Below are 24094 nucleotides of genomic sequence, written 5' to 3'. Positions count from 1 at the left end.
GCTAATGGAAGGATCATGAGCGAATCCATTCGCCACGATCCGGCCGAACTGCCCTATCTGGGGCGCGTCGATGCCGAGGGTCGGCTCGTCGCGGCCGATGCGCCGCTCTATGCGCTGCAGGCGGCGGCGGGGGCGCGGCTCGGCGAGGGGATAGCGATCCCGCAATTGCGCGCCGTGGTGAACGAGGCGATGCGGCGTGGGCGCGACCTGCGCCGCGCCATCATCGCCGCCGACGAGCATGAGGATTTCGAATTGCGCGTGCGGGTCGTGCCGCGCGAGGGCGGGGCGGCGATCAGCATCGAGGACATGCGCAGCCGGCCGCGCGGGGAAGCACGCTTCATCGCCGAACCCGACAATGACGACCAGCCCGACTTCACCGTCGATGTTCGCATGCGCATGACCGCGCTCAGGCCCGAGATCGCGCGGCGCTTCGGCGTCGACCTCGACAGCCTGCCACAGCCCTTTACCAATTTCGTCACGTTGACGCCTGAAAAGCAGGGGAGCCTGCCCTTTCTCGATGCGCTGGCGCGGGGCGAGGCGTTCGACAAGCAGCGCGCCAGCGTGCGGTCGCGCGATTTTCCTTTCGCCTTTTCAGGGCGCCCGACGATCGAGCATGGCGAGGTGACGGGCTTTGCGATGACGATCCTCAATGCAAGCAAGCCGGAAGTGGCGGAAGACGAGCATTTCGATGATACGCTGCGCACGCCGCTGACGCGGATCATCGCGGCGGCCGACCAGATCGTCGATCGCTCGGACGGGCCGCTGCGCTCGGATTATGCCAATTATGCCGGCGATATCGCGACGGCGGGGCGGCATCTGCTGTCGGTCATTCGCTCGATCGGCAAGGCGGCGGGGGATACGCGCGAGGAAATCGACCTCGTCGCGCTCGCCAATGAGGCGGCTTCGATGGCGAGCGCCGATGCGCGAGAGAAGGATGTCGAAATCGATGTCGAGGATCATGGGCCGCTGCGCGCCTCGGGCGAGCCGCGCGCAGTACTGCAGATCCTCGTCAACATTATCGGCAATGCGGTCGAGCACAGCCCCGAGGGCGGCGCGGTCGCAGTAGTGTTCGACGAGGACAATCGCCACCTGTCGGTGACCATCGCCGACCAGGGGCCGGGGATCGCGCGTGCCGACCAGCGGCGCATTTTCGAGGCCTATGAGCGGCTCGGGCCCGAGGGCGAGGACCATGCCGGGCTGGGGCTGGCCATCTCGCGCCGCCTTGCGCGCTCGATGCGCGGCGACCTCGAGCTCGAAAGTGCCTTGGGCGAGGGCGCGCGCTTCACGTTGAAGCTGCCGCGCCCTTAGCCCCTGTTTGAATTAGCGCTCGTCGACGGGGACGTAGTCGCGCTGCGTCGCGCCGACATAGAGTTGGCGCGGACGACCGATCTTCTGTTCGGGATCCGAGATCATCTCGTTCCACTGCGCGACCCAGCCGGTGGTGCGGGCGAGCGCGAAGAGGGCGGTGAACATCTCGGTCGGGAAACCGATCGCATTGAGGATGATGCCCGAGTAGAAGTCGACGTTGGGGTAGAGCTTCTTCTCGATGAAATAGTCGTCATTCAATGCGATATGCTCGAGCTCGCGGGCGACATCGAGGACCGGGTCGGAAATGTTCAGTTCCTTGAGCACTTCCTCGGCGGTCTGCTGCATGACCTTCGCGCGCGGGTCGTAATTCTTGTACACGCGGTGGCCGAAGCCCATCAGGCGGAACGGGTCGTTCTTGTCCTTGGCGCGGTCGACATACTGCTTGACGTTCTTTTCATCGCCGATTTCGCGCAGCATGTTCAGCGCGGCCTCGTTGGCGCCGCCATGCGCGGGACCCCACAGGCAGGCGATACCCGCCGCGATGCAGGCGAAGGGATTGGCGCCCGAGGAACCGGCGAGGCGCACGGTCGAGGTCGAGGCATTCTGTTCGTGATCGGCGTGGAGGATGAAGATCCGGTCCATCGCGCGTTCGATCACGGGATTGACCTCATAGGGCTCGGCCGGGACCGAGAAGGTCATGCGCAGGAAGTTGCCCGTGTAGGTCAGGTCGTTCTGCGGATAGACGAAGGGCTGGCCGACCGAATATTTGTAGGCCATCGCGGCGATCGTCGGCATCTTGGCGATGAGACGGTGCGAGGCGATGAGGCGCTGCTGCGGATCGGTGATGTCGGTGCTGTCGTGGTAGAAGGCCGACAGGGCGCCGACGACGCCGGTCATGACGCTCATCGGGTGCGCGTCGCGACGGAACCCGCGGAAGAACTGCGAGAGCTGTTCGTGCACCATCGTGTGATAGGTGATGGTGTTGGTGAACTCGTCGAGCTCGTCCTTCTTGGGCAGGTCGCCATGAAGGAGGAGGTAGGCCACTTCGAGGAAGTTGGCCTTTTCGGCGAGCTGGTCGATCGGATAGCCGCGGTGGAGGAGGATGCCCTCGCCGCCATCGATATAGGTGATCGCGCTCTGGCACGATGCGGTCGAGGTGAAGCCGGGGTCGTAGGTGAACTTGCCCGTCTGGCCGTACATCTTGCGGATGTCGACGACTTCGGGGCCGACGGAACCCGGGAGGACGGGCAGCTCGAGGCTGCTGTCGTCGACGTTCAGGGTGGCGGTCTTGTCACTCATTCTTCGGCTCCGTAATCTTTATTCGGCGTTGCGCATCTGGTCGGCGATGCGTGCGAGGCTTTCTTCGCGGCCCAAAAGGGCAAGGACGTCGAAGATGCCCGGTGATGTGTTGCTGCCCGTCAATGCCGCACGAAGCGGCTGGGCGAGCTTCCCTAGCTTCAATTCGGCCTGGTCCGCAACCTCGCGAATGGCGCTTTCCACATCCTCGATTTCCCAACGCGGCACATCGGACAAGGCTGCATGAGCGAGGGCGAGATTCTTGCGCGCCTCGTCATCGAGGAGTCCCGCTGCCTTTTCCTCCATCTGGAGCGGTCGGCTCTTAAAGAGGAAGGTCGCGCCGGCGGCCAGTTCGTGGAGGTCGCGGGCACGGGCCTTCAGTTCGGGCATGGCACGCGTCAGCAGCGCCTTGTCCTCGTCGCTCGAAGCGCCGGCTTCGGCGGCGACAAGCTCGGCGAGGCGGGCATTGTCGGCCTCGCGGATATAATGGCCGTTCAAATTGAGGAGCTTCTTGGTGTCGAAGCGCGAGGGGCTCTTGCCGATGCCGCCCGCATCGAACAGCTCGATGGCGCGTGTTCGCGAGATGATTTCCTCGTCGCCATGGCCCCAACCGAGACGGAGGAGATAGTTGAACACGGCTTCGGGCAGAAGGCCCATCTCGTCGCGATAGGCATCGACGCCGAGCGCGCCATGGCGCTTCGACAGCTTGGCGCCGTCGGCGCCGTGAATGAGCGGAACGTGGCCGTAGGTCGGCTCGGGCCAGCCCATCGCCTTGATGAGCGGCAGCTGGCGGAAGGCGTTGTTCAAATGGTCATCGCCGCGCAGGATGTGGGTGACGCCCATGTCATGATCGTCGACCACCACCGCGAGCATATAGGTCGGCGTGCCGTCCGAGCGCAGCAGGATGAAGTCGTCGATTTCGTCGTTCTTCACCGAGATGCGGCCCTGGACCATGTCCTCGATGACGCTCTCGCCCTCATTGGGGGTCTTGAGGCGCACGACGAAGGGCTGGCCCTCCTGCTCGGGGCCGGGCTGGCAGTCGCGCCATTCGCTGTTGAGGCGGAAGGGCTTCTTGGCCGCCTGCGCGGCTTCGCGGCGGGCGGTCAGTTCCTCGCTGGTCAGGTAGCATTTATAGGCCGCGCCCTTGTCGAGCAGTTGCTGCGCGACCTCGGCGTGGCGGCCAGCGCGCTGCGACTGGAAGACGGGTTCCTCGTCGCCCAAGAGGCCGAGCCAGTCGAGACCGTCGTGGATCGCCTCGATCGCTTCGGGCGTCGAGCGCTTCTTGTCGGTATCCTCGATACGGACGAGATATTGGCCGCCGTGATGGCGCGCGAACAGAAAGTTGAACAATGCGGTGCGCGCCCCGCCGATGTGCAGGTAGCCGGTCGGGCTGGGGGCAAAGCGGGTCACGACCTTTTGTGCAGTTTCGCTTGCGCTCACGCGAAAAATCCTTTGTTGTTACGGCCATGGAAGGTTTGCAGGCCCCCGAACAGCGGGGGTCCATGCAACCGGGTCGGCTCGGCGGCCTCGTATCGGCGTGGGCCCTTGCATGCAAGGGGCTCGAACGGCTGCTCGAGGTCGAACGGGCCCAGTTGCCATTATGGATCGTGGTCGCCTTCGGGGCGGGCGTGGCGCTGTGGTTCGTCGCGCCGGGCGACGAGGCGCGCGCCGGCTTCATGCTGCTGGGTCTGGGACTGGCGGGGCTGGCGGCGCGCGGATCGAGCCGGACGCGGCGGGTGGCGATGGCGGTGCTGATCGCGGCGAGTATCGGCTGTGGATGGATCTGGCTGCGCGCCGAGAGCGTGGCGCATGAAAAGCTGGGCGGCGTGCGGATCGCCACGGTGACGGGCACGGTCGAGACGGTCGAACCGCTGATCGCCAAGGACAAGTGGCGACTGACCCTGCGCCTCGATGGCGAGGAAGTGCTGCCCGAGCGGGTACGGATCAGCCTGCGCGACGCGCAATATGAGGCGGTGATGGGCGCGGGCGCGCGGGTCCGGCTGCGCGCGCGACTGACGCCGCCGCCGAGCATGTCGGTACCCGGCGGTTATGACTTTGCGCGCACGGCATGGTTCAGGCAGATCGGCGCGGTGGGGACGGCGCTGGGCGAGGTGGAGGTGCTGGGCCAGCGCGCGCCCTCGGGGCTAGCGGCGTGGCGCATCGATCTCGGCCAAGAGGTGCGCGAGCGCCTGCCGGGGCGGGGCGATGGGATCGCCACCGCGCTGGCGACGGGGGACAAGAATGCGGTGACGCTCGAGGATGCCGAGGCGATGCGGCGGTCGGGATTGGCCCATCTGCTCGCCGTGTCGGGGCTGCATATCGCGGCGGTGGTGGGGGGCGCGATGATCGTGTCGCTCAAGCTGCTCGCGCTGTGGCCCGCGCTGGCAGCGCGCACCAACCTCATTATCGTCTCGGCGGCAATCGGTGCATTGGCGGGGGTCGGATATACGCTGCTGACGGGCATGCAGGTGCCGACCGTTCGCGCCTGTATCGCGGCGCTGCTGGTACTGCTCGGCATGGCGCTGGGGCGCGAGGCGTTGTCGCTGCGGCTCGTCGCGGCGGGGGCGGTCATCATCCTCCTTATTCGGCCCGAGGCGATCGCGGGGGCGAGCTTCCAGCTCAGTTTCGCGGCGGTGACGGCGATCATCGCGCTGCATGCGCATCAGCGCGTGCGGGGCTGGATCGCGCCGCGCGACGATGGAGTGAGCGGGCGGATGGCGCGCGGCTTCCTTGCGCTCCTGCTGACGGGGCTTGCGGTCGAGCTGGCGCTGATGCCCTTCGCGCTGTTCCATTTTCACAAGTCGGGGCTTTACGGGGTGGCGGCGAACCTCATCGCCATCCCGCTCACGACCTTCGTCATCATGCCCGCCCTCGGCCTTGCGCTGTTGTTCGACTTGATCGGGCTCGGTGCGCCCTTCTGGTGGGTGGCGGGGCTGACGCTCGATGCGCTGACGGGACTGGCGCATGGGGTGGCGAACAGTCCCGGCGCCGTGGCGATGGTGCCGAGCATGTCGGATGCCGGCTTCGCGCTCTGCATTGCGGGGTTCCTGTGGATGTGCCTGTGGCAGCGGCGCTGGCGATGGTGGGGGCTGCCGTTATGGCTGGTAGGCATGGGGCTCGCCTTCACCGCGCCGCGCCCGGCGCTGTTGGTGACGGGGGACGGGCGGCATCTCGCGCTGATGGACGCGACAGGGGTGCCTTACCTGTTGCGCGCGCGGGCCGGAGATTTTGTGCGCGACATGCTGGCCGAGGGGGCGGGGCATGATGGCGACTTGCCCGCGCTGGAGGATTCGCCGCTCGCCCGCTGCAATCGGGACGCTTGTCTTGCGGTGGTCGAGGAAGGCGGGCGCGCGTGGCGGGTGCTGGCGACACGGTCGCGCGACTTCATCGCCTGGCGCGAATTGGTCGAGGCGTGCGCCGAGGCCGATATCGTCGTGAGCGAGCGACGCTTGCCCGAGGCCTGTTCGCCGCGCTGGCTCAAGCTCGACCGGGAGACGCTGGCGCGCACCGGCGGCGTGGCCGTGCATCTCGGCGCAGTGCCGCGGGTCGAAACGGTGGCGGCGCGCACGCATTACCTACCGTGGTCGCCTTATTCGGCCTCGTCGGGCTCGTAGACTGCAAAGCGGTTGCCCGAGGGATCGACCGCCTCGAAACGGCGCCCGCCAGGGAAGGCGAAAATAGGCTTCTCCAGTCGTCCGCCGGCGGCGATGACCTGTTCGAGCAATGCCTCGAGATCGTCGGTGCGGATCGCCGGGAGCGGTGCGGCGGGCTTCTCCGCAGCATCGCCCGACAGGCCGATGTCGGTATCACCGGTCAGCGTGGCAGCATAATCGGGGCCGAACTCGGCAAGGTCCCAGCCGAAGGCCTGCTCGTAAAAGGCCTTGGTGGCGGCGGTGTCGGTGACGGGCAATTCGACATAGTCGAGGCGGGCGCTGGGCATGATCACGCTTTCAGGCAGGATGGACGAGGATGGCGCTGGCCCGGCGCAGGCGGAGAGCGCCAGCGCCGGGCCAAGCAATAGAAACCGTCGCATCAGTAGCGACGGATGATGCCGGCAAGGCGACCCTGCACGGCGACGCGGCCTTCCTCGTAGCGCTGCGGGCTGTAGGCCGCGTTGGCGGGGTCGAGGCGGACCATCTGGCCCTCGCGGCGATAGGTCTTCAAGGTCGCTTCCTCGCCATCGACGAGCGCGACGATGATCTCGCCGTCGCGCGCCTGGTCGACCTTGCGGATGAGCGCGAAGTCGCCGTCGAGAATGCCTTCCTCGACCATCGAATCGCCCGCCACTTCGAGCGCATAATGTTCGCCCGGGCCGAGCAACGCGGCGGGGACGGCGAAGCCTTCATTGCCCTGCAGCGCCTCGATGGGCGTGCCCGCCGCGATGCGACCATGGAGCGGAATCTCGATCACGTCATTGGCAGGCGCGGGCACGACCTCGACCCGGCGCGGGCGATCCTCGTTGGCGGGGGCGGGCGGTGCCGCCTCGGCCATGCCCTCGGGCAGCTTGAGCACTTCGAGCGCACGCGCGCGATTAGGCAGGCGGCGGATGAACTCGCGCTCCTCGAGCGCGCCGATGAGGCGGTGGACGCCCGACTTGGACTTGAGATCGAGGGCCTCGCGCATCTCGTCGAAACTGGGGCTGATCCCCGTCTCCGACAGGCGCTGGTGGATGAAGGCGAGCAATTCATGTTGCTTGGGCGTCAGCATCGGGTCCCCCTTGACCATCAACGTTCCAATAGAGAACGAACGCGGAACAGATAGGCAACCCGGCGGGCTGCTGTCAAGCCGTTTCGCGCGCGCAACGCGTCACGAAGGCGGCGAGCAAGTCGAGCCCGGCGTCGCTGGCGATGCTCTCGGGGTGGAATTGGACGCCGTGCGCGGGCGCGTCGGCATGGCGTAGTCCCATGCACAAGCCCTCCTCGTTCCAGGCATTGGCGAGGAGCGGGGGGCGAGGGTCGGGCACGGCGAGCGAATGATAGCGGGTCATGGCGAGCGGCGAGCGCAGGTCGTCGAACAGACCGGTGCCGTCGTGACGGACCTGCGCGACCTTGCCGTGCACAGGGGGCACGACCGCGACCGCGCTGCCGCAGGCGAGCGCCAGCGCCTGGTGCCCGAGGCAGACGCCGAGATAGGGGCGGCGTCGTTCGATACAGGCGGCGGCGAGCGCAACCGAGATGCCGGCGTCTTGCGGCGTGCCGGGTCCGGGGGACACCATCACGCCATCGCGGCCAACCTCGAGCGCTTCAACAAGCGTGATCGCATCGCTGCGCGCGACGACAACCTCGGCGCCCGCCTGTCGCAGATAATCGACGAGCGTGAAGGTAAAGCTGTCGCGATTGTCGAGCGCGAGGAGGCGCGGGGGGATCAGTTGCCCCCGCCGATAATGCGCGCCCGCGTCGCCTCGATCGCCCCGCCGTTGCGGGTCACGCCGACCTCGGCCTTGATGGCGCTGAGGAACTGCTGCTGCAATTCGCCCTCGAGCGTCTGGGTGAAGGCTTGGCTGGTCTGGCTGATAAGGCTGGGGTTCGACAAGGCATTGCCGCGCTCGATATCGGTCAACTCGACGACGAAGACGCCGCGCGCCTGCGCATCGCCGACCTGGCGCACGCCGCCTTCGCCGAGACGGAAGAGCATGGCGAGCGGGGCGGGCTGTTCGGCGCCATATTGCAGGAGGTCGAGACGCGTGAGTTCGGGCGCCTCGGGCGCGGGGAGGTCGAAGCCGCTCTTGGCGGCCGCCGCGCTGACCGCATCGGTGAGCGAGGTGCCACCCTTGACCGCCGCGACGATCTCGGTCGCGATGGCATTGGCGCGCTGTTCCGCGGTGGTGCGGATATAGTCGGCGCGCACCCGGTCGCGAATGGTGGCGAGCGGCGCGGGGGCGGGGTCGATGACATCGGTGACGTCGACCAGCGCGAAGCTCGCATTATCGGCGAGCAGCGCGATTTCGGGGTCATCGTCCTGCATCATGGCGAAGCCGGCGCGCAGCGAGGGCTCGAGGTTCGAGGGCAGCGAGAAGCTGCTGTCGCCCCGGGCGCGACCCGTGGCGGTGATCTCGGGGGTCTCGACGACGTCGAGCGAGAAGCGCTCGGCGACTTCGGCGAAGCTCAGGCCGTCGCGTACTGCATCCTCAATATCGGCGACCTCGTCGAGCAGCGCGTTGCGGCGCTTGGCGGCGGTGATTTCCTCGCGCGCGGTGGCGCGGGCCTGGCCTTCATCCTCGCCCTGTTCGACGGTGACCGAACCAACCGAGACGACGTGCCAGCCAAAGGGCGAGCGCACCGGGCCGACGAGGCTGTCGGCATCGGCCTCGAAGGCGGCTTCGGCGACCGTGTCGCCCGCCAGCTGGCGGAATTCGGGGAGCGTCTGGGGGCCGACCGAGATATCGGCGGGCGAATAGCCCTCGGGCGCCACCGCCTCGGCAAAGCTCATGTTGGCGGTGCGCGCGACGATGGCGTCGGCGGTCTCGCGGTCGGGCACGACGACCTGGCTGATGACGCGGGTCTCGCGGGTGCCGATTTCGCCGGCACGTGCCTCGATGGCACGGTTCACTTCCTCGTCGGTCGCGGCGATGTCGGACAGGCGCGAAGCATCATAGCGCGCAAGGCGCAGGATGCGCTGTTCGGGTACGATGTAGCGCGTCTCGTTCTGCTGGTAATATGCGGCGAGGTCCTCGGCGCTCGGATCGATGGTCGCGGCGATCGGCGCGGTGGGGACGAGCGCGATATTGCCGCGGCGCGTCTCGAGCAGCATCGAGGCATAGACCTGCGCCATGCCGGTGGGCACGCGCGGATTGGCGCCGATGGGGCCGACCATCAGCCGCTGGCGGATATCGGCGGCGACCAGCATGCGCACCTGCGCGTCGGTCAGGTTGTTGTTGGCGAGGAAGGCGCCATAGCTCTGGTCGGTCACTTGCCCGTCGAGGCCGGTAACGCCGGGAAGGCGCGAGATATCGGCGTCGATCAACCGCTTGGAGATGTAAAAATCATAGGCGTTGCCGAAGGCCAGCATGGCGCGTTCGTCGATCAGCGCCTCGAGAATGGGGTCGAAGTCGCCCGCCAAGTCGGCATAGAGCGCCTCGGGGTTTTGCTGGCGCGCGATGCCCAGCTGGCGCTGCAGCGCCTCGCTCATCATCTCGTCGGTGACCGCCTCGTCGCCCACCTCGGCAAGCTCGGTGCCGCTCCCGCTGCCGCCGCCGCCCAACTGGAAGTTCGACAGGTCGGCGAGCGCGAAGCTCGCGACGATCACGATCAGGAAGCCGAACAGGGCGATCGTGCCGACTGTCGATTTCGACAGGTTGCGGATTTTCGACATGGATGGGTCTCTTGGATGAGGGGCGGATGAAAGGGTTCGCCTGCGGCTTTAGGGCCACTCACGGGAGGTTTCAACAACTGTAGCGCGCGAACGAGGGGTGGCGAACTTGTCAGCGAGGCGAGCGGGCTGCTAGAGGGCCTTTCCGTTCACGTTAAGGGTGGGGAGGCCCCGACATGGCAAAGCGACCGTTCGTCGCCGGAAATTGGAAGATGCACGGCACCCGGGCGGAGCTCGGGCAGGTCACGCATGTCTCGATCGAGACCGAGACGATCCCCGAGGTGCTGGTGGCGCTGTGCGTGCCGGCCACGCTCATCACCCGTGCGGTCTCGGCCAGCCCCGGCTTTCTCATCGGCGCGCAGGACGTGCACCATGAGGCCAAGGGCGCCTTCACCGGTTCGGTGTCGGTGAAGATGGTCAAGGATGCGGGCGCCAAGCTCACCATCGTCGGCCATTCGGAGCGGCGCGAGATGCTCGGCGAGACGGATGCGCAGGTGCGCGCCAAGGCCGAACTGGCGATCGACGAGGGGCTGAAGACGATCCTGTGCGTGGGCGAAAGCGACAAGGTGCGCGAGACCGGCCAGGCGCTGAATGTCGTCGCCCAGCAGCTCGAAGCCTCGCTGCCCGACCGCGTCACCGCGCCGATCCATCTGTCGATCGCCTATGAGCCCATCTGGGCCATCGGGACCGGCAAGGTGCCCTCGACGGGCGATATCGGCGCGATGCATGGTCGCATCCGCCAGGTGCTCGAGCAGCGCTATGGCGATGGCGCCGCCTCGATCCGCATCCTCTATGGGGGGTCGGTGAAGGGTTCGAACGCGAAAGAGATTTTCGCCATCGACGGGGTCGATGGTGCGCTGGTCGGGGGCGCGAGCCTCGAGGCCGACGATTTCATGCCGATCGTGCATGCCGCGGCGGCGGGGGTGAAAGCTTAACGCCCGTCTTGCCATCCATTCAGCCTGACTTCAGGCAGGTTTTGATAAGAAACCAACATGATTTCAAAGGGAAAGGTTCACATGAATTTTCTGAAGACTGCTTTTGCCGCCACTGCTCTTGTTGCCATGGCTCCTCTTGCGCCGGCCGTTGCCGCCGCGCAGCCCGCGGGCGTGACCGCCGGGATGGAAGTCGTCGACACCAATGGCGGGATGGTCGGCACCGTGATCGCGGCCGACGACCAGCTGGTGACCGTGCGCACCGACCGTCACGAAGTGCCGGTTCCGGCCAACAGCTTCACGCCGCATGAAGGCAAGCTCCTGTTCGGCATGACCGCCGCTGAATTGAACGCCGCCGTCGATGCCAACATGGCCGCCGCCGAAGCTTCGGTCGCCGTTGGCAAGGCCGTCAAGGACGTCAATGGCGTCGAATTCGCCACCATCGATGAAATGGGTGCCGATTACATCCAGCTCGCCCTCGAAGGCGACAAGGTCATCCGTATCCCGGTCGACGGGCTCCAGAAGGATGCCAATGGCGCCATCGCGCTTTATAATGCCGCCGACCTGATGGCCGGTGCGGTCGATCGCCCCGAAGAGGTGCAGGCCGAAGCCGAGGCTGACCCGCATGCCGGTCACGACATGGGCGCCGAAGGCACCAACTAAGGCACGCGCGAGAGCGTAGGGCATAAGGGGAGGGCCGGTACCCGGGGAGGGTTGCCGGCCCTTCTTCGTGGCGGGGCCGCGATGGCGGCCTAGCATATTGAAAAAGCGCTGCGTCCTCGCTAGGTCGCTGCGCGAAGATTTCGGTGCAGCGAGGGATCGATGGCGATCCTCGTCGCCTGCGCCTGCCAGACAGAAAGACGCTGACCCCATGTTCCAATTCCTTCTCGTCGTTCAGGCCCTGATCGCCGCCGCGCTCGTGGGCGCGATCCTGATGCAGCGCTCGGAAGGCGGCGGGCTTGGCGTCGGCGGGTCGAGCGCGGGCGTCATGACCGCGCGCGGCAAGGCCGATTTCCTGTCGCGCTCGACCGCGATCCTCGCGACGCTGTTCATCGCCATGTCGATCATCCTCGCCGCTGTCGCCGCGACGCGCGACGATGATCGCGGGCTCGACACCAGCCTTGCGGGCGAGACCGCGCCGGTGGCCGGCGAGGCTGCACCGGGCGAGGCACCTGCCGAGCCGGAAGCGCCCGCCGAAGACGGCGTCCCGCTCGCCCAGTAAGAGGTTCGCAAAAGCGGGCCCGTCCCGCTTTTCGACATTTTTTTAGCGGTGGCAGCGATTCGAGCGCTTGCCACATCGCCCCACTCATGCCTAAGGCAACACCCCCATGGCGCGGTTTATTTTCGTAACTGGCGGCGTGGTCTCCTCGCTCGGCAAAGGTCTGTTGGCAGCCTCCTTGGGTGCCCTCCTGCAAGCGCGTGGCTACAAGGTCCGCAATCGTAAGTTCGATCCCTATCTCAACGTGGATCCGGGGACGATGTCGCCGTATCAGCACGGCGAGGTGTTCGTGACCGACGACGGGGCCGAGACCGACCTCGACCTCGGGCATTACGAGCGCTTCACCGGCGTCGATGCGCATCAGAGCGACAATGTCACCTCGGGGCGCATCTACCAGACGATCATCGCCAAGGAGCGGCGCGGCGACTATCTCGGCGCGACCGTGCAGGTCGTCCCGCACGTCACCGACGCGATCAAGGAATTTGCGGTCAACGACATCGACGGGCTCGATTTCGTCATTTGCGAGATCGGCGGCACGATCGGCGATATCGAGAGCCTGCCCTTCATCGAGGCATTGAGGCAGCTGAGCTTCGACCTCGGGCGCGAGAATGTCTGTTTCGTTCACACCACGCTCGTCCCCTATATCGCGGCGGCGGGCGAGTTGAAGACCAAGCCGACCCAGCACAGCGTGCGCGAGATGACCGGCTATGGCATCCAGCCCGACGTGCTGCTGTGCCGCTCGGAGCATCCGTTGCCCGACAACGAGCGCCGCAAGATCGCGCTTTTCTGCAATGTGGCCGAAAGCGCGGTCATCCAGGCGCTGGACGCGCGCTCGATCTACGACGTGCCGATGGCCTATCATCACGAGGGGCTCGACGATGCGGTGCTCGGCGCTTTCGGGATCACCGATGCGCCCGAACCCGATCTTGCCACCTGGCGCGACATCGAGGACCGCATCTCCAACCCCGAGGGCGAGGTGACGATCGGGGTGGTCGGCAAATATGTCGCGCTGCCCGATGCCTATAAGAGCCTGCGCGAAGCGCTGGTCCATGGCGGCTTTGCCAATCGCTGCAAGGTCAACATCAAGTGGATCGACGCCGAATTGTTCGAGGGCGACGAGGAGACGCTCGTCGCACAGCTCGAACCCCTGCACGGCATCCTCGTGCCCGGCGGTTTCGGCGAGCGCGGGTCGGAAGGCAAGATCGCCGCGATCAGCTTTGCCAAGAAGCGCAACATTCCCTTCTTCGGCATCTGCCTCGGCATGCAGATGGCCTGTATCGAAGCCGCGCGCACCGAGGCGGGCATCGAGAAGGCGACGACCAGCGAATTCGGCGAGCAGGGCGAACCGATCATCGGGCTCATCACCGAATGGATGAGCGAAGAGGGCCTTCAGCAGCGCAGCGCCGAGGGCGATCTTGGCGGCACAATGCGGCTTGGCGCCTATGACGCCAAGCTCTCGCCCAATTCGAAGGTCGCCGAGATTTATGGCACGACCGACATCTCGGAACGCCACCGCCATCGCTACGAAGTCAATGCCAATTACATGGACAAGCTCGCCAAGGGCGGGCTCGTCTTCTCCGGGATGAGCCCCGACGGGCGGCTGCCCGAAATCGTCGAGCGGCCCGATCTGAACTGGTTCGTCGGAGTGCAATATCATCCCGAACTGAAGAGCCGACCGTTCGACCCGCACCCGCTTTTCTCCTCCTTCATCGAGGCCGCGCTCGAGCAGAGCCGCCTCGTCTAGTTGAAAGCGCGTCCCGCGCTGCATAGGTTTGCGATCATGACTGACACCAAACATTCCAAGATGCTCGTCCTCGGGTCGGGCCCGGCGGGCTGGACCGCCGCCATCTATGCCGCGCGCGCCGGCATGAAGCCGATCGTCGTCGAGGGCATCCAGCCCGGCGGCCAGCTCACCACCACCACCGAGGTAGAAAATTACCCCGGCTTTCGCGACGTCATCCAGGGGCCCTGGCTGATGGAGGAAATGAAGGCGCAGGCGGTCAATGTGGGCGCCGAGCCTGTTTGGGACCACATCATTGACGTCGACGTGTCGACGCGGCCCTTCCGCCTGACCGGCGACAGCGGCACGGTCTATACCTGCGACACGCTCGTCATCGCGACGGGTGCGCAGGCCAAGTGGCTCGGCCTTCCGTCGGAAGAACATGCCAAGGGCAAGGGCGCGAGCGCCTGCGCGACCTGTGACGGCTTCTTCTATCGCGGCAAGAAGGTCGCGGTCATCGGCGGCGGTAACACGGCCGTGGAGGAAGCGCTGTACCTCACCAATCACAGCGACGACGTCACGCTGATCCACCGCCGCGACAGCCTGCGGGCGGAGAAGATCCTGCAGGACCGCCTCTTCGCCAATGAGAAGATCACCGTGCTGTGGGATCATCAGGTCGAGGAATTCTTGCTTGGCGGCGACCCGCAGGCGCTGATCGGGTTGGACGTCAAGTCGACCAAGACGGGCGAGGTTAGCCGCGTCGAGTGCGAGGGCGCCTTCGTGGCCATCGGCCACGCGCCCGCGACCGAATTGTTCAAGGGCAAGCTCGAGGTCGACAGCGACGGCTATCTGGTTACCGAACCCGGCACCCCGCGCACCAACGTGCCGGGCGTCTATGCCTGCGGCGACGTGATGGACAAGCATTACCGCCAGGCGGTCACCGCGGCCGGCACCGGCTGCATGGCCGCGCTCGACGCCGAGCGCTATCTCGCCGAGCTCGAGTTCGCCGAGAAGGCCGCGGCCGAATAGACGGTGCATGGTGCAGTCCATCGGCTGCATCGGACGCTCGATCCCAAGAAAAATGACGATGAAGGGGGCGTTGACCTTCCGATGGATCACGCTTGTCCGCTTCGGTGATGCAGGGCGGACACATTTTTCCCGAGTCGCCCCCGAATGTTGTGACCCACACGTCACCCGATTTGGAACAAAGCTCCACGATGGCCAAAATCCAACGCTAAAGTGAAACTTTCCAGCCACAGCGGCTGGCCGCGCGCTCGATCAAATTTAATTCCGTGCTGCACGGGGCGCGGCGTATCGATGCGACGTGTTTTCACCTTCGTTTGAAAGTCGCGACATGAAGTCGATCCAGATCCTTTCCGCTTCCCTCATGGTCCTCGCACTCACCGCTTGTGGCGGTGGTGGAAGCGAGAAGGCGCCGAGCCCGCCGCCGGTCTCTCAACCGTCGCCGTCGCCGACGCCGACGCCCGCGCCAGCGACCTATTCGACCTTCGCGCAACTGACTGGCAACCGTTCGTTCGACAGCGCGTGCACCATCTTTTTCAACGGTTCGCAGCCCTGGCTTTCCAGCGGTTTCGGTGCCTTTCCCGATGTCGGCAGTTCGCTCAACATCGACTATCTGGCCGATAGCGATAGCTGGACGGTCGAGGGGGCGAGCGATGCGCCCTTCTCCTACACCTTCTCGCCGAGCGACCGGAGTCCGACGTCTTCCAGCAGCGAGCCTGTGTACCGCAAGGCCGACGGCAAGGGTTTCGACACGCGCTTCGCCATCGGTGCGCGCGCTCTGGGGAGCCAGGCGCCGGAATATGTTCGCACCGCGCGCATGATCGCCCGTCCCGACGCCGCCTTGTCGGACTATTTCTGCGTGTTCGGCGTGCCGACCAGGCTCGACGACACGCTCCCGACCTCGACCTTGCGATACAGCGCCTTCTCGGTGTTGGGGACGTTGCTCGTGACAGGCGGGGCCTTGGCGGGCCAATATGAGCTGAGCGAGAGCGTGGTGACGCTCAGCGCCAATCCGTCGACGGGCGAGATCCTCACCACCATCGATCTCGTCGGACGCCAATTCATGGGAGGCAGCCTGTCGGAAACGCGGACCGACCTCGGATCCTATTACGGGGAAGCGTCGATCGACGGCAGCGTCGCCAGCTTCTCCGGCGGGATCTTCGGATCGGATCGCGCGGTGGGCGCCGCCAATTTCAGCGGCTGGTTCTTCGGTCCGCAGGGCCGCGAGGCAGGCTATTCCTTTGCGATCGACAGCTTTGGTGCCGAAGGTGAAAGCTGGGTAGCCGTCGGGTCGGTGACGGCGCGGCGCTAGCCCAGCGCCAGTCGCCGCGCGAAGGCGATGAGGCGGCCGTAGGTGAGGAAGTCCTCGGCGTCGACGTCATCGTCCTCGATGAGGACGCCGAGGCGCTCTTCCAGCGCGGTCAGGAACTGCGCCACCGCCATCGAATCGAATTCGGGCAGCGCGCCGAACAGTTCGGACGCCTCGTCCATGCGCGACACCTGATCGGCATCGAGACCGACGATCTCGACGAGGAGGTCGGCGACGGTGGCGTCGACCGTGGCGGCATCGCTCTGGGCGTCCTGGGGTTGCTCGACTGCGCTCATGATGGGCGCGGCGATAGTCAAGGCGTGGGCTTTTCGCAAGACTGACGCTAGGGCGAAGGACATGAAGGCACAGCCGCTCGATCATCTCACCCGCTTCGGGGCGCCCGAAGCCCCCGCGCTCGAATTGGGCGAGGAGGTGCTGACCTATGGCGCGATGGAGCAGGCGGTGGGGCGGCTGGCGCGCTGGCTGATCGATGAGGGGCTGGCGCCCGGCGACCGAGTGGCAAGCTATGGCGGCAAGGACATGGTGACCTGCCTGATGCCCATGGCGGCGGCGCGGGCGGGGCTGGTCCATGTGCCGATCAACCCGGTGCTGAAAGCGCGCCAGGTCGCGTATATCCTCGCCGACAGCGGGGCGCGGCTGCTGCTTGCCAACGAATTGCGCGCGCGCTCGGTCGACAGCGATGTGCCGGTGAGCTGGATCGATCCGCTGGCCTTGGAGGGCGCAGGGATGGGCGCGTCGGATCATGATCCGGACGGCCTCGTCGCCTTGCTCTACACCTCGGGTTCCACGGGTGCCCCCAAGGGAGTGATGCTGAGCCATGCCAATCTGTGGCTCGGGGCCGAGGCGGTGGCGGATTATAGCGCGATCACGCCCGAGACGCGGACGCTGGCCGTGCTGCCGCTGGCGTTCGATTATGGGCAGAACCAGTTGCTCGCGACCTGGCGCGGCGGGGGCTGCGCGATCGGCTTCGACTATCTGCTGCCGAATGACGTGAAGAAGGCGGTGCTGCGCCACCGGGCCAATTATCTCGGCGGGATCCCGCCCTTGTGGCACCAGCTGGTCGCACTCGACTGGGGCGAGGCGGGCAGAGAGCTTCGGACGCTGACCAATACCGGCGGGCATATGAGCGAGCCGCTCTATCGCCAGCTGAAAGAGAGTTTTCCGCAAGCGCGCGTGCATCTCATGTACGGCCTCACCGAAGCCTTCCGCGCCGCCAGTCTCGATCCCGACTTGGCCGACACGCATCGGGGCAGCGTCGGCAGGGCCATTCCGCATGCCGAGCTGATGGTGGTGCGCGAGGACGGAAGTCCCTGCAATCCGGGCGAGGAAGGCGAGTTGGTGCAAGCGGGGCCGCTGGTGGCACAGGGCTATTGGCAAGCCCCCGAGAAAACCGCCGAGCGCTTCCGTCCCGCGCCCGCGCATAGCCGCTATGGCGGCACGGCGGTGTGGTCGGGGGATCGCTTCGTGCGCGATGAAGAGGGGCTTCTCTATTTCCGCTCGCGCGCCGATGCGATGATCAAGGTGTCGGGCAACCGATTGAGCCCGACCGAAGTCGAGGAAGTGGCGCTCGGCGCGGCGGGGGTGCGCGAGGCGGTAGTGACGGCCATGCCCGACGCGGCGCTGGGGGGGGCGATCGTGTTGCACGTGGTCGGTGATGGCGATGACGCGGCTTTAATGTCCCATTTTCGGCGTGCCGCACCTTCGCACTTCTTGCCCCGGCATATCCTGTGGCATGACGTCTTTCCCAAGGGGGCGACCGGCAAGGTCGACCGCAAGGCGTTGGAGGCGATGCAGTGAAGGCAATGGGGGCAGTTCCGGCGGGCTTTGTGGCAGCGCCCAATGGCGCGCTCGAAATCGAACGGCATCCCGTCGGCTATTGGGTCGAGAAGGCGGGGGGGACGCCGCTGTTCCTCTACGACGTGGAGCGGATCGAGCGCCAGGTCGCGGCCTTTCGCGCTGCCATGCCCGAGCGACTCGCGCTGCATTATGCGGTCAAGGCCAATCCCTTCGGCCCGCTGCTCGACCGGATGGCGGGGTTGGTCGACGGCTTCGATCTCGCCTCGCGCGGCGAGATCGCGCGGGTGGCGCATCACGATCTGCCCAAGTCGCTCGCGGGACCGGGCAAGAGCCTGCCCGATCATGAGGCGGCGCTGCGCGCAGGCGTGGTCGTCCATGTCGAAAGCGAGGGCGAGGCGCAGCGATTGTGCGATATCGCCACCCATGTCGGTATCCGCCCCAAGGTGGCGGTGCGGGTCAATCCGCCATTCCTGCTGAAAGGTGCGGGAATGAAGATGGGCGGGCTCGCCTCGGCCTTTGGCGTGGATAGCGAGCGGGTCCCCAACCTCGTCGCCTGGCTGATCGACCAGCAGGTCGATTTTCGCGGCTATCATGTCTACGCCGGATCGCAGAGCCTGTCGGAAGACGCCATTGTGGCGGCGCAGAAGGCGACGCTCGATCTGGTCGTCGACATCACGCAGAAGACCGGCGAAATGCCCGCCGAGGTCAATCTGGGCGGCGGGTTCGGCATTCCTTATTATGCGGGCGAGACGCCGCTGTCGCTGCGGGTGATCGGCGAAGGGCTGGGGCAGGTATTGAAAGGGCTGCCCGAGGAGTTCGCCGACACCAAGCTGATTGTCGAACTGGGGCGCTGGCTCGTGGGCGAGGCGGGGGTCTATCTGACCCGCATCCTCGACATCAAGAAGAGCGGGGGGCAGACCTTCGCGGTGACCGACGGGGGCCTCCAGCACATGCTCGCGGCGACCGGCAATTTCGGGCAGTTTCTCCGGCGCAATTACCCCATCGTCAATGCGACGCGCTTCGCCGAGGAGGCCAGCGTGTCGATGAACGTGGTGGGGCGGCTATGCACCCCGCTCGACCTGCTGGGCGACCAGGTGATGATGCCGGCGGACACGCAGGTCGGGGACGATATCGCGATCTTCTGTGCGGGCGCCTATGGGCTGACCGCGAGCCCGCACGACTTCCTCTCGCAGCCCAAGGCGCTGGAGATGCTGGCTCAGTCCTCGGGGTAGAGCGCTTCGACGAAATAGAGACCGTCGGGCGGCGCATTGAGGCCCAATGCCTGGCGGTCCTTGGCTTCCAATGCGGCGCGCACGTCGTCGGGAGTCCATTGTCCCTTGCCGACGAGCGCGAGCGTACCGACCATCGAGCGAACCTGGTGGTGGAGGAAGCTGCGCGCGGCGACGTGGAAATGCACTTCATCGCCCGCGCGCTCGACGGAGAGGCGGTCGAGCGTCTTGACCGGGCTTTGCGACTGGCAATTGACCGAACGGAAGGTGGTGAAGTCGTGATGCCCTTCGAGATGGCGCGCGGCCTTTGCCATGGCGTCGACATCGAGCTCCTGCGGCACGTGCCAGACCTTTCCGCGCGTCAGCGTCGCGGAGGCACGGCGGTTGAGGATGCGATAGAGATAGCGACGCCCGATGCAGCTGAAACGGGCGTGCCAGTCGTCGGCGACCGGCTCGGCAGCGAGGATGGCGACGGGGTCGGGGCGCAGCAGCGCGTTGAGGCCCTCGCAAAGGCGAAAAGGCGTGAGGTCCTTGTCGAGGTCGACATGGGCGGTCATGGCAAGGCCATGGACGCCCGCATCGGTGCGGCCCGCGCAGTGGATCCGCGCTTCCTCGCCGGTCATGCGTTGAACCGCTTCCTCGATGCTCTGCTGCACCGAGGGGCCGTGATCCTGTCGCTGCCAGCCCATGAAGGGCTGACCGTCGAATTCTACCGTGAGACGCCAGCGGGTCACGACAGGCGATCGCCCTTGCCGATGGCATAGCCGCGAAGCAGTTCGCCGACATCCTGCGCGCCCTTGCCCGCGCGCTGGGCGCGGGTGATGCGGATCGCGCCGTCACCGCAGGCGATGGTCAGCGCGTCGTCGAGGACGGTGCCGGGAGCGCCGCTGCCTGTCGCGGGGTCGGCGGCGAGCAACTTGAGGCGCGTGCCGTCATGCTCGGTCCAGGTGCCCGGGAAGGGGGAGAGGCCCTGGATGTGGCGCTGGACGTGGGTGGCGGGCTGCGACCAGTCGACCCGCGCCTCGGCCTTGTCGATCTTGGCGGCGTAAGTGACGCCGCCCTCGGGTTGCGCCTCGGCGGTGAAGGCCTGCGGGTCGGCGAGCCATTGGGCCACCATGTCGGCGCCCATGTGCGCCAGTTCCTCGGTCAGCGCGGCGGCGTCCTTGGCGGCGATGGGCGTTTCGCGCTTCATCAGCATCGGCCCCGTGTCGAGCCCGGCTTCCATCTGCATCAGCGTGACGCCGGTCGTTTCGTCGCCCGCCATGATCGCGCGCTGCACCGGCGCCGCCCCCCGCCAGCGCGGCAGGATCGAACCATGCACATTGACGCAGCCGAGCCGCGGCATGTCGAGCACCGCCTGCGGCAGGATCAGGCCATAGGCGGCGACGATCGCCACATCGGCCTCAAGCGCGGCGAACTGTGCCTGCGGTTCGGGCTTCTTCAGCGACTTTGGGGTGAAAACGGGGATGCCGAGTGCTTCGGCGCGCGCGTGGACCGCGGTCGGCTGTTCCTTCTTGCCGCGACCTGCGGGACGAGGCGGCTGGCTGTAGACGGCGACGAGCTCATGCCCGGCCTCGACGATGGCGTCGAGGGTGGGCACGGCGAAATCGGGGCTTCCCATCATGATCACACGCATGGCCGCAGCCTATGGCGCATTGCCGCGGATATTCCTATGTCCTTTTGCCATGGCATCGCCCGAACTCGACGCGCTCACGCAGGCGCTCGCCCGGCTCCCGGGTCTAGGACCGCGCTCGGCGCGGCGCGCGGTGCTGCACCTCATCAAGAAGCGCGAGACCAGCCTCGTGCCGCTGTTGAAGGCGCTCGAAACCGTATCAGAGACGCTCGAGACCTGCGATATCTGCGGCAATGTCGACACGCACAATCCGTGCGGCATCTGCACCGACCCGCGCCGCGACGAGAAATCGCTCTGCGTCGTCGAGGAGGTTGCCGACCTGTGGGCACTCGACCGCTCCAAGCTCTTCCCCGGCAAGTTTCATGTGCTCGGCGGGCGGCTGTCTGCCTTGGACGGTGTGCGTCCCGAGGACCTTGCCATCGACAAGCTCGTGGCGCGCATCGAGGCGGGCGGGGTCGAGGAAGTCGTGCTCGCGATGAACGCCACCCTCGAGGGGCAGACCACCGCCCATTATCTCGCCGAGCGGCTGGAGCGCTTTCCGCTGCGCATCACCCAGCTGGCGAGCGGCATGCCGGTCGGCGGCGAGCTCGATTATCTCGACGAAGGCACGCTGGCGCAAGCGCTGCGGCTACGGCGTCCAGTCGCTTGAAATCGGGGCGTTTCGCTCCTAGATAGCCGCCATGGCCATATTACCGATCTACGAGACCCCGGACCCCATGCTCCGGCAGATTTCCAAGCCCGTTGACGAAGTCACCGACGAGCATCGCAAGCTCATCGAGGACATGTTCGAGACCATGTACGACGCCCCCGGCATCGGGCTGGCGGCGGTGCAGGTCGGGCATCCCATCCGCATCCTCGTGATCGACCTACAGGAGCCCGAGGAAGAGGGCGGCGAGCCGGTCAAGGATCCGCGTGTCTTCATCAACCCCGAGATCCTCGAGACCTCGGAGAATGACATTCCCTATACCGAGGGCTGCCTGTCGGTCCCCGAGCAGTTCGCCGACGTCATGCGCCCCGACCGCATCAAGGCGCGCTGGCTCGACGAGAATGGCAAGCAATTTGAGGAGGAGATCGACGGCCTCCTCGCGGTCTGCCTCCAGCACGAGATGGATCATCTCGAAGGCGTGCTCTTCATCGACCATCTGTCGAAGCTGAAGCGCGACATGGTGCTGAAGAAGCTCGCCAAGATGCGGAAGACCGGCCGGGTGGCCGCCTGACCTTGATGCGTCGCCCCAGCGCAGGCTGGGGCCCATGCTATCGGGAATATTCGCGTAGACATGGATCCCAGCCTTCGCTGGGATGACGGCATGGTCTTGATTTAGGCCGAAATCGTCTGCGCGGCCTTGCGGCAATCCTCGGCGCATTCGCGGCAGATCTGCGCACACAGCTTGCAGTGCGGATTGTCATGGCCTTCGCACTCGCGCGCGCAGGCATCGCAGACGCGCGCGCACAGTTCGAGCATGTCCTTGAGGACGGCTTCGTTCGAGCCCGAGCGGCGCGCGCCGAGGCGGGCGGTGGCGGTGCAGACGTCCGAACAATCCGAGCAGGTGCGCACGCACTGCGTCATGTCCATTTCCTCGGCCGAGCAGGCATCGGCGCAGCTCATGCACATCATCGCGCAATACATGGCGTGATGGACGGCATCTCCCAGGGGCTCGTTATTATGACCCTGAACGTCCGGGTGGTACGAGATCATCTTGCGGATCGACATGGAAAATTCTCCCTCCTGAGTGCCTGTCATCGACGATGGAGGAGGGGGCGCGGTTCCCGGAGAAGTGCGGCTTTTTGCGGCGGAGACGAAAAAGTGGTTATCAGGCGGGCAGTTAACTCAAATTGGATTTTGGAAATCGCCCGGTAAGGGTTAGTCCTTAGATCTTCGACAGTTTGAGATTTGAGGGAATTCACCATGGACGCGCTGATCATCGCGCTCGTCGCCATTCTTTGCACGGCGCTCGGCCTGTTCGCCGGCTGGAAGGCCGCCTCGCGCGGGCTGGAGCCGCTCGAGAAGGAAGCCGAGTTCCTGCGCGAGAAATTGTCGGTTGCCGATCGCGACGTGGCGGTGATGCAGGAAGAGAATAAGCGCATGGGGGAGGTGAAGTCGCTGCTCGAGGCGGTGACGCACGAACGCGACGAGGCGATGCAGAAAAATGCCGCATACGAGGCGGACAAGCGCAACGTCGATGAACGCATCCGCGATCTTGAATCAACCAAGGACAAACTGGTCACCCAGTTCCGCGAGATCGGCGACATGATGCTCGACAAGGCGCAGAAGGAATTCCTCGAAAAGGCCGGCAGCCGCTTCAAGGAGGCCGACCAGCAGTCGGAGGCGAAGCTCAACCAGCTCGTCGGACCGCTGAAGGAGCTGTTGAAGGCGCAGGCCGAGAAGATCGAGAATGTCGAAAAGCAGCGCGTCGGCCAATATGAGGGGCTGAAAGCGGTCGTCGAGGAGGTCAAGCAGGGGCAGGGCATGGTGCGCGACGAGGCGCGCAATCTCGTCAATGCCCTGCGGGCGCAACCCAAGGCGCGCGGACGCTGGGGCGAGAAAACGCTCGAGAATGTCCTCGAACAGGCCGGGCTATCCGAACATATCGACTATAAGACCGAGGTGTCGGTCGAAGGGGAAGACGGCAAGCTGCGCCCCGATGCGGTGGTCAACCTGCCGGGCGGTCGCCAGCTGATCATCGATGCCAAATGCTCGTTGAACGCCTATCTCGACGCGGCCGAGGAAGTCGACGACGACAAGAAGCAGGCGCACCTCAACCAGCATCTGTCGAGCCTCAAGAACCATGCGCAACAGCTTGGTTCGAAAGCCTATTGGTCGCAGTTCGAGGACAGCGCCGACTATGTCATCATGTTCGTCCCGGGCGAACATTTCCTGACCGCAGCGCTGGAGCAGGACAATAGCCTGTGGGACTGGGCGTTCGAGCGCAAGGTGCTGCTCGCGACCCCGACCAACCTCGTCGCCATCGCGCGCACGGTGGCAAGCGTATGGCGGCAGGAGAAGCTCGCCAAGGAAGCCGGGCAGATCGCCGCCTTGGGCAAGGAACTGCATGGCCGCATCGCGACGCTGGCCGAGCATATCGTGTCGATGCAGACCAACCTGACGCGCACCAACAATGCGTTCAACAAGATGGTCGGTTCATTCGAGAGCCAGGTGCTCACCCAGGCCAAGCGCTTCGAGGATTTCGGTGCCTCGTCCGCCAAGGAACTGGCCGAGCCCGGTCAGGTCGAGGTTGCCCCGCGCGGGCTCGCCAAGCTGGTCGGCGGCCTGAACGAGGCGCAGAAGAAGTCGGCCTGAG

General features: G+C 65.9%; 23 protein-coding genes. 13 read left to right on the top strand and 10 right to left on the bottom strand.

Going from position 1 to position 24094, the window contains the following annotated elements:
• Nucleotides 1-15 precede the first annotated feature (15 nt).
• A complete protein-coding gene (locus NUW51_RS04510; RefSeq protein ID WP_265563143.1) occupies nt 16-1308 on the top strand; it encodes a sensor histidine kinase in 1293 nt (430 codons plus the stop codon).
• 12 nt (nt 1309-1320) lie between these two features.
• Here the strand turns inward: NUW51_RS04510 and NUW51_RS04505 are convergent, their stop codons facing one another.
• Nucleotides 1321-2607 carry a citrate synthase gene (locus NUW51_RS04505; protein WP_265563142.1) on the bottom strand — a complete coding sequence of 429 codons (1287 nt, stop codon included), beginning with the start codon at nt 2605-2607 and terminating at the stop codon, nt 1321-1323.
• Nucleotides 2608-2625: 18 nt separating this feature from the next.
• Nucleotides 2626-4044 (bottom strand): glutamate--tRNA ligase, encoded by a 1419-nt coding sequence (gltX, locus tag NUW51_RS04500; protein WP_265563141.1) that lies wholly within the window; start codon nt 4042-4044, stop codon nt 2626-2628.
• Nucleotides 4045-4106: 62 nt separating this feature from the next.
• Here gltX and NUW51_RS04495 point away from each other — a divergent pair, with 62 nt between their 5' ends.
• Nucleotides 4107-6218 (top strand): ComEC/Rec2 family competence protein, encoded by a 2112-nt coding sequence (locus NUW51_RS04495; protein WP_265563140.1) that lies wholly within the window; start codon nt 4107-4109, stop codon nt 6216-6218.
• On the opposite strand, the gene NUW51_RS04490 is transcribed toward NUW51_RS04495, so the two are convergent.
• From NUW51_RS04490 to NUW51_RS04475, 4 genes are all read right to left on the bottom strand, one after another.
• Nucleotides 6194-6544, bottom strand: coding sequence for a VOC family protein (locus NUW51_RS04490; protein WP_265563139.1), 351 nt, complete (start codon nt 6542-6544; stop codon nt 6194-6196). The genes NUW51_RS04495 and NUW51_RS04490 overlap by 25 nt on opposite strands.
• 92 nt (nt 6545-6636) lie before the next feature.
• Nucleotides 6637-7311, bottom strand: coding sequence for a transcriptional repressor LexA (gene lexA, locus NUW51_RS04485; protein ID WP_265587927.1), 675 nt, complete (start codon nt 7309-7311; stop codon nt 6637-6639).
• 73 nt (nt 7312-7384) lie between these two features.
• The gene (locus NUW51_RS04480; RefSeq protein ID WP_322597099.1) at nt 7385-7969 is read right to left on the bottom strand and encodes an anthranilate synthase component II; all 585 of its coding nucleotides are present in this window, start codon (nt 7967-7969) and stop codon (nt 7385-7387) included.
• Complete coding sequence (locus NUW51_RS04475) at nt 7969-9915, bottom strand: peptidylprolyl isomerase (RefSeq protein WP_265563138.1); 1947 nt, start codon at nt 9913-9915, stop codon at nt 7969-7971. Before NUW51_RS04475 ends, NUW51_RS04480 begins: the two co-directional genes overlap by 1 nt.
• Nucleotides 9916-10088: 173 nt before the next feature.
• Between NUW51_RS04475 and tpiA the strand changes: the two genes are divergently transcribed.
• The 6 genes from tpiA to NUW51_RS04445 all read left to right on the top strand — a co-directional run bounded on the left by tpiA (nt 10089) and on the right by NUW51_RS04445 (nt 16118).
• A complete protein-coding gene (gene tpiA / locus NUW51_RS04470; RefSeq protein WP_265563137.1) occupies nt 10089-10847 on the top strand; it encodes a triose-phosphate isomerase in 759 nt (252 codons plus the stop codon).
• A gap of 81 nt (nt 10848-10928) precedes the next feature.
• Nucleotides 10929-11507 (top strand): preprotein translocase subunit YajC, encoded by a 579-nt coding sequence (locus NUW51_RS04465; protein ID WP_265563136.1) that lies wholly within the window; start codon nt 10929-10931, stop codon nt 11505-11507.
• 208 nt (nt 11508-11715) lie between these two features.
• The gene (gene secG / locus NUW51_RS04460) at nt 11716-12066 is read left to right on the top strand and encodes a preprotein translocase subunit SecG (RefSeq protein ID WP_265563135.1); all 351 of its coding nucleotides are present in this window, start codon (nt 11716-11718) and stop codon (nt 12064-12066) included.
• 106 nt (nt 12067-12172) lie between these two features.
• Nucleotides 12173-13807, top strand: coding sequence for a CTP synthase (locus NUW51_RS04455; RefSeq protein WP_265563134.1), 1635 nt, complete (start codon nt 12173-12175; stop codon nt 13805-13807).
• A gap of 36 nt (nt 13808-13843) precedes the next feature.
• Nucleotides 13844-14812: a thioredoxin-disulfide reductase gene (gene trxB, locus NUW51_RS04450; RefSeq protein WP_265563133.1), complete on the top strand. Its 969-nt coding sequence runs from the start codon at nt 13844-13846 to the stop codon at nt 14810-14812.
• Nucleotides 14813-15137: 325 nt separating this feature from the next.
• Entirely contained in the window at nt 15138-16118 is a 981-nt protein-coding gene (locus tag NUW51_RS04445; RefSeq protein ID WP_265563132.1) for a hypothetical protein, read from the top strand.
• Here NUW51_RS04445 and NUW51_RS04440 read toward each other — a convergent pair.
• The gene (locus tag NUW51_RS04440) at nt 16115-16411 is read right to left on the bottom strand and encodes an acyl carrier protein (protein ID WP_265563131.1); all 297 of its coding nucleotides are present in this window, start codon (nt 16409-16411) and stop codon (nt 16115-16117) included. The two genes, NUW51_RS04445 and NUW51_RS04440, sit on opposite strands and share 4 nt — an antisense overlap.
• Before the next feature lie 61 nt (nt 16412-16472).
• Here NUW51_RS04440 and NUW51_RS04435 point away from each other — a divergent pair, with 61 nt between their 5' ends.
• Nucleotides 16473-17933 (top strand): AMP-binding protein, encoded by a 1461-nt coding sequence (locus tag NUW51_RS04435; RefSeq protein ID WP_265563130.1) that lies wholly within the window; start codon nt 16473-16475, stop codon nt 17931-17933.
• Nucleotides 17930-19165: a pyridoxal-dependent decarboxylase, exosortase A system-associated gene (locus NUW51_RS04430; protein ID WP_265563129.1), complete on the top strand. Its 1236-nt coding sequence runs from the start codon at nt 17930-17932 to the stop codon at nt 19163-19165. Before NUW51_RS04435 ends, NUW51_RS04430 begins: the two co-directional genes overlap by 4 nt.
• Here NUW51_RS04430 and truA read toward each other — a convergent pair.
• Both truA and fmt read right to left on the bottom strand, forming a co-directional pair.
• Nucleotides 19150-19896: a tRNA pseudouridine(38-40) synthase TruA gene (gene truA / locus NUW51_RS04425; protein ID WP_265563128.1), complete on the bottom strand. Its 747-nt coding sequence runs from the start codon at nt 19894-19896 to the stop codon at nt 19150-19152. The two genes, NUW51_RS04430 and truA, sit on opposite strands and share 16 nt — an antisense overlap.
• Nucleotides 19893-20798: a methionyl-tRNA formyltransferase gene (fmt, locus tag NUW51_RS04420; protein ID WP_265563127.1), complete on the bottom strand. Its 906-nt coding sequence runs from the start codon at nt 20796-20798 to the stop codon at nt 19893-19895. Before fmt ends, truA begins: the two co-directional genes overlap by 4 nt.
• Before the next feature lie 49 nt (nt 20799-20847).
• Between fmt and recR the strand changes: the two genes are divergently transcribed.
• Nucleotides 20848-21444: a recombination mediator RecR gene (gene recR, locus NUW51_RS04415; RefSeq protein WP_265587925.1), complete on the top strand. Its 597-nt coding sequence runs from the start codon at nt 20848-20850 to the stop codon at nt 21442-21444.
• 31 nt (nt 21445-21475) lie between these two features.
• Nucleotides 21476-22012 (top strand): peptide deformylase, encoded by a 537-nt coding sequence (def, locus tag NUW51_RS04410; RefSeq protein ID WP_265563126.1) that lies wholly within the window; start codon nt 21476-21478, stop codon nt 22010-22012.
• Nucleotides 22013-22113: 101 nt separating this feature from the next.
• On the opposite strand, the gene NUW51_RS04405 is transcribed toward def, so the two are convergent.
• The gene (locus tag NUW51_RS04405; protein ID WP_265563125.1) at nt 22114-22506 is read right to left on the bottom strand and encodes a four-helix bundle copper-binding protein; all 393 of its coding nucleotides are present in this window, start codon (nt 22504-22506) and stop codon (nt 22114-22116) included.
• Nucleotides 22507-22701: 195 nt separating this feature from the next.
• Here NUW51_RS04405 and rmuC point away from each other — a divergent pair, with 195 nt between their 5' ends.
• A complete protein-coding gene (gene rmuC / locus NUW51_RS04400; RefSeq protein WP_265563124.1) occupies nt 22702-24093 on the top strand; it encodes a DNA recombination protein RmuC in 1392 nt (463 codons plus the stop codon).
• Nucleotide 24094 lies beyond the last annotated feature (1 nt).

This window comes from Sphingomicrobium arenosum (assembly GCF_026157085.1).
Classification (GTDB): domain Bacteria; phylum Pseudomonadota; class Alphaproteobacteria; order Sphingomonadales; family Sphingomonadaceae; genus Sphingomicrobium; species Sphingomicrobium arenosum.
Note: the sequence above shows the minus strand (reverse complement) of the source record. Positions and strands in the feature narration are given on the sequence as shown.

Bases quoted from the DNA above. Each gene is read 5' to 3' on its own strand.
- NUW51_RS04405 (WP_265563125.1), bottom strand. From the start codon at position 22,506: ATGTCGATCCGCAAGATGATCTCGTACCACCCGGACGTTCAGGGTCAT.
- NUW51_RS04445 (WP_265563132.1), top strand. From the start codon at position 15,138: ATGAAGTCGATCCAGATCCTTTCCGCTTCCCTCATGGTCCTCGCACTC.
- NUW51_RS04495 (WP_265563140.1), top strand. From the start codon at position 4,107: ATGCAACCGGGTCGGCTCGGCGGCCTCGTATCGGCGTGGGCCCTTGCA.
- NUW51_RS04455 (WP_265563134.1), top strand. From the start codon at position 12,173: ATGGCGCGGTTTATTTTCGTAACTGGCGGCGTGGTCTCCTCGCTCGGC.
- tpiA (WP_265563137.1), top strand. From the start codon at position 10,089: ATGGCAAAGCGACCGTTCGTCGCCGGAAATTGGAAGATGCACGGCACC.
- NUW51_RS04505 (WP_265563142.1), bottom strand. From the start codon at position 2,607: ATGAGTGACAAGACCGCCACCCTGAACGTCGACGACAGCAGCCTCGAG.
- def (WP_265563126.1), top strand. From the start codon at position 21,476: ATGGCCATATTACCGATCTACGAGACCCCGGACCCCATGCTCCGGCAG.
- rmuC (WP_265563124.1), top strand. From the start codon at position 22,702: ATGGACGCGCTGATCATCGCGCTCGTCGCCATTCTTTGCACGGCGCTC.
- recR (WP_265587925.1), top strand. From the start codon at position 20,848: ATGGCATCGCCCGAACTCGACGCGCTCACGCAGGCGCTCGCCCGGCTC.
- NUW51_RS04490 (WP_265563139.1), bottom strand. From the start codon at position 6,544: ATGCCCAGCGCCCGCCTCGACTATGTCGAATTGCCCGTCACCGACACC.
- NUW51_RS04475 (WP_265563138.1), bottom strand. From the start codon at position 9,915: ATGTCGAAAATCCGCAACCTGTCGAAATCGACAGTCGGCACGATCGCC.
- lexA (WP_265587927.1), bottom strand. From the start codon at position 7,311: ATGCTGACGCCCAAGCAACATGAATTGCTCGCCTTCATCCACCAGCGC.
- NUW51_RS04440 (WP_265563131.1), bottom strand. From the start codon at position 16,411: ATGAGCGCAGTCGAGCAACCCCAGGACGCCCAGAGCGATGCCGCCACG.
- NUW51_RS04465 (WP_265563136.1), top strand. From the start codon at position 10,929: ATGAATTTTCTGAAGACTGCTTTTGCCGCCACTGCTCTTGTTGCCATG.
- NUW51_RS04510 (WP_265563143.1), top strand. From the start codon at position 16: ATGAGCGAATCCATTCGCCACGATCCGGCCGAACTGCCCTATCTGGGG.
- NUW51_RS04435 (WP_265563130.1), top strand. From the start codon at position 16,473: ATGAAGGCACAGCCGCTCGATCATCTCACCCGCTTCGGGGCGCCCGAA.
- secG (WP_265563135.1), top strand. From the start codon at position 11,716: ATGTTCCAATTCCTTCTCGTCGTTCAGGCCCTGATCGCCGCCGCGCTC.
- trxB (WP_265563133.1), top strand. From the start codon at position 13,844: ATGACTGACACCAAACATTCCAAGATGCTCGTCCTCGGGTCGGGCCCG.
- fmt (WP_265563127.1), bottom strand. From the start codon at position 20,798: ATGCGTGTGATCATGATGGGAAGCCCCGATTTCGCCGTGCCCACCCTC.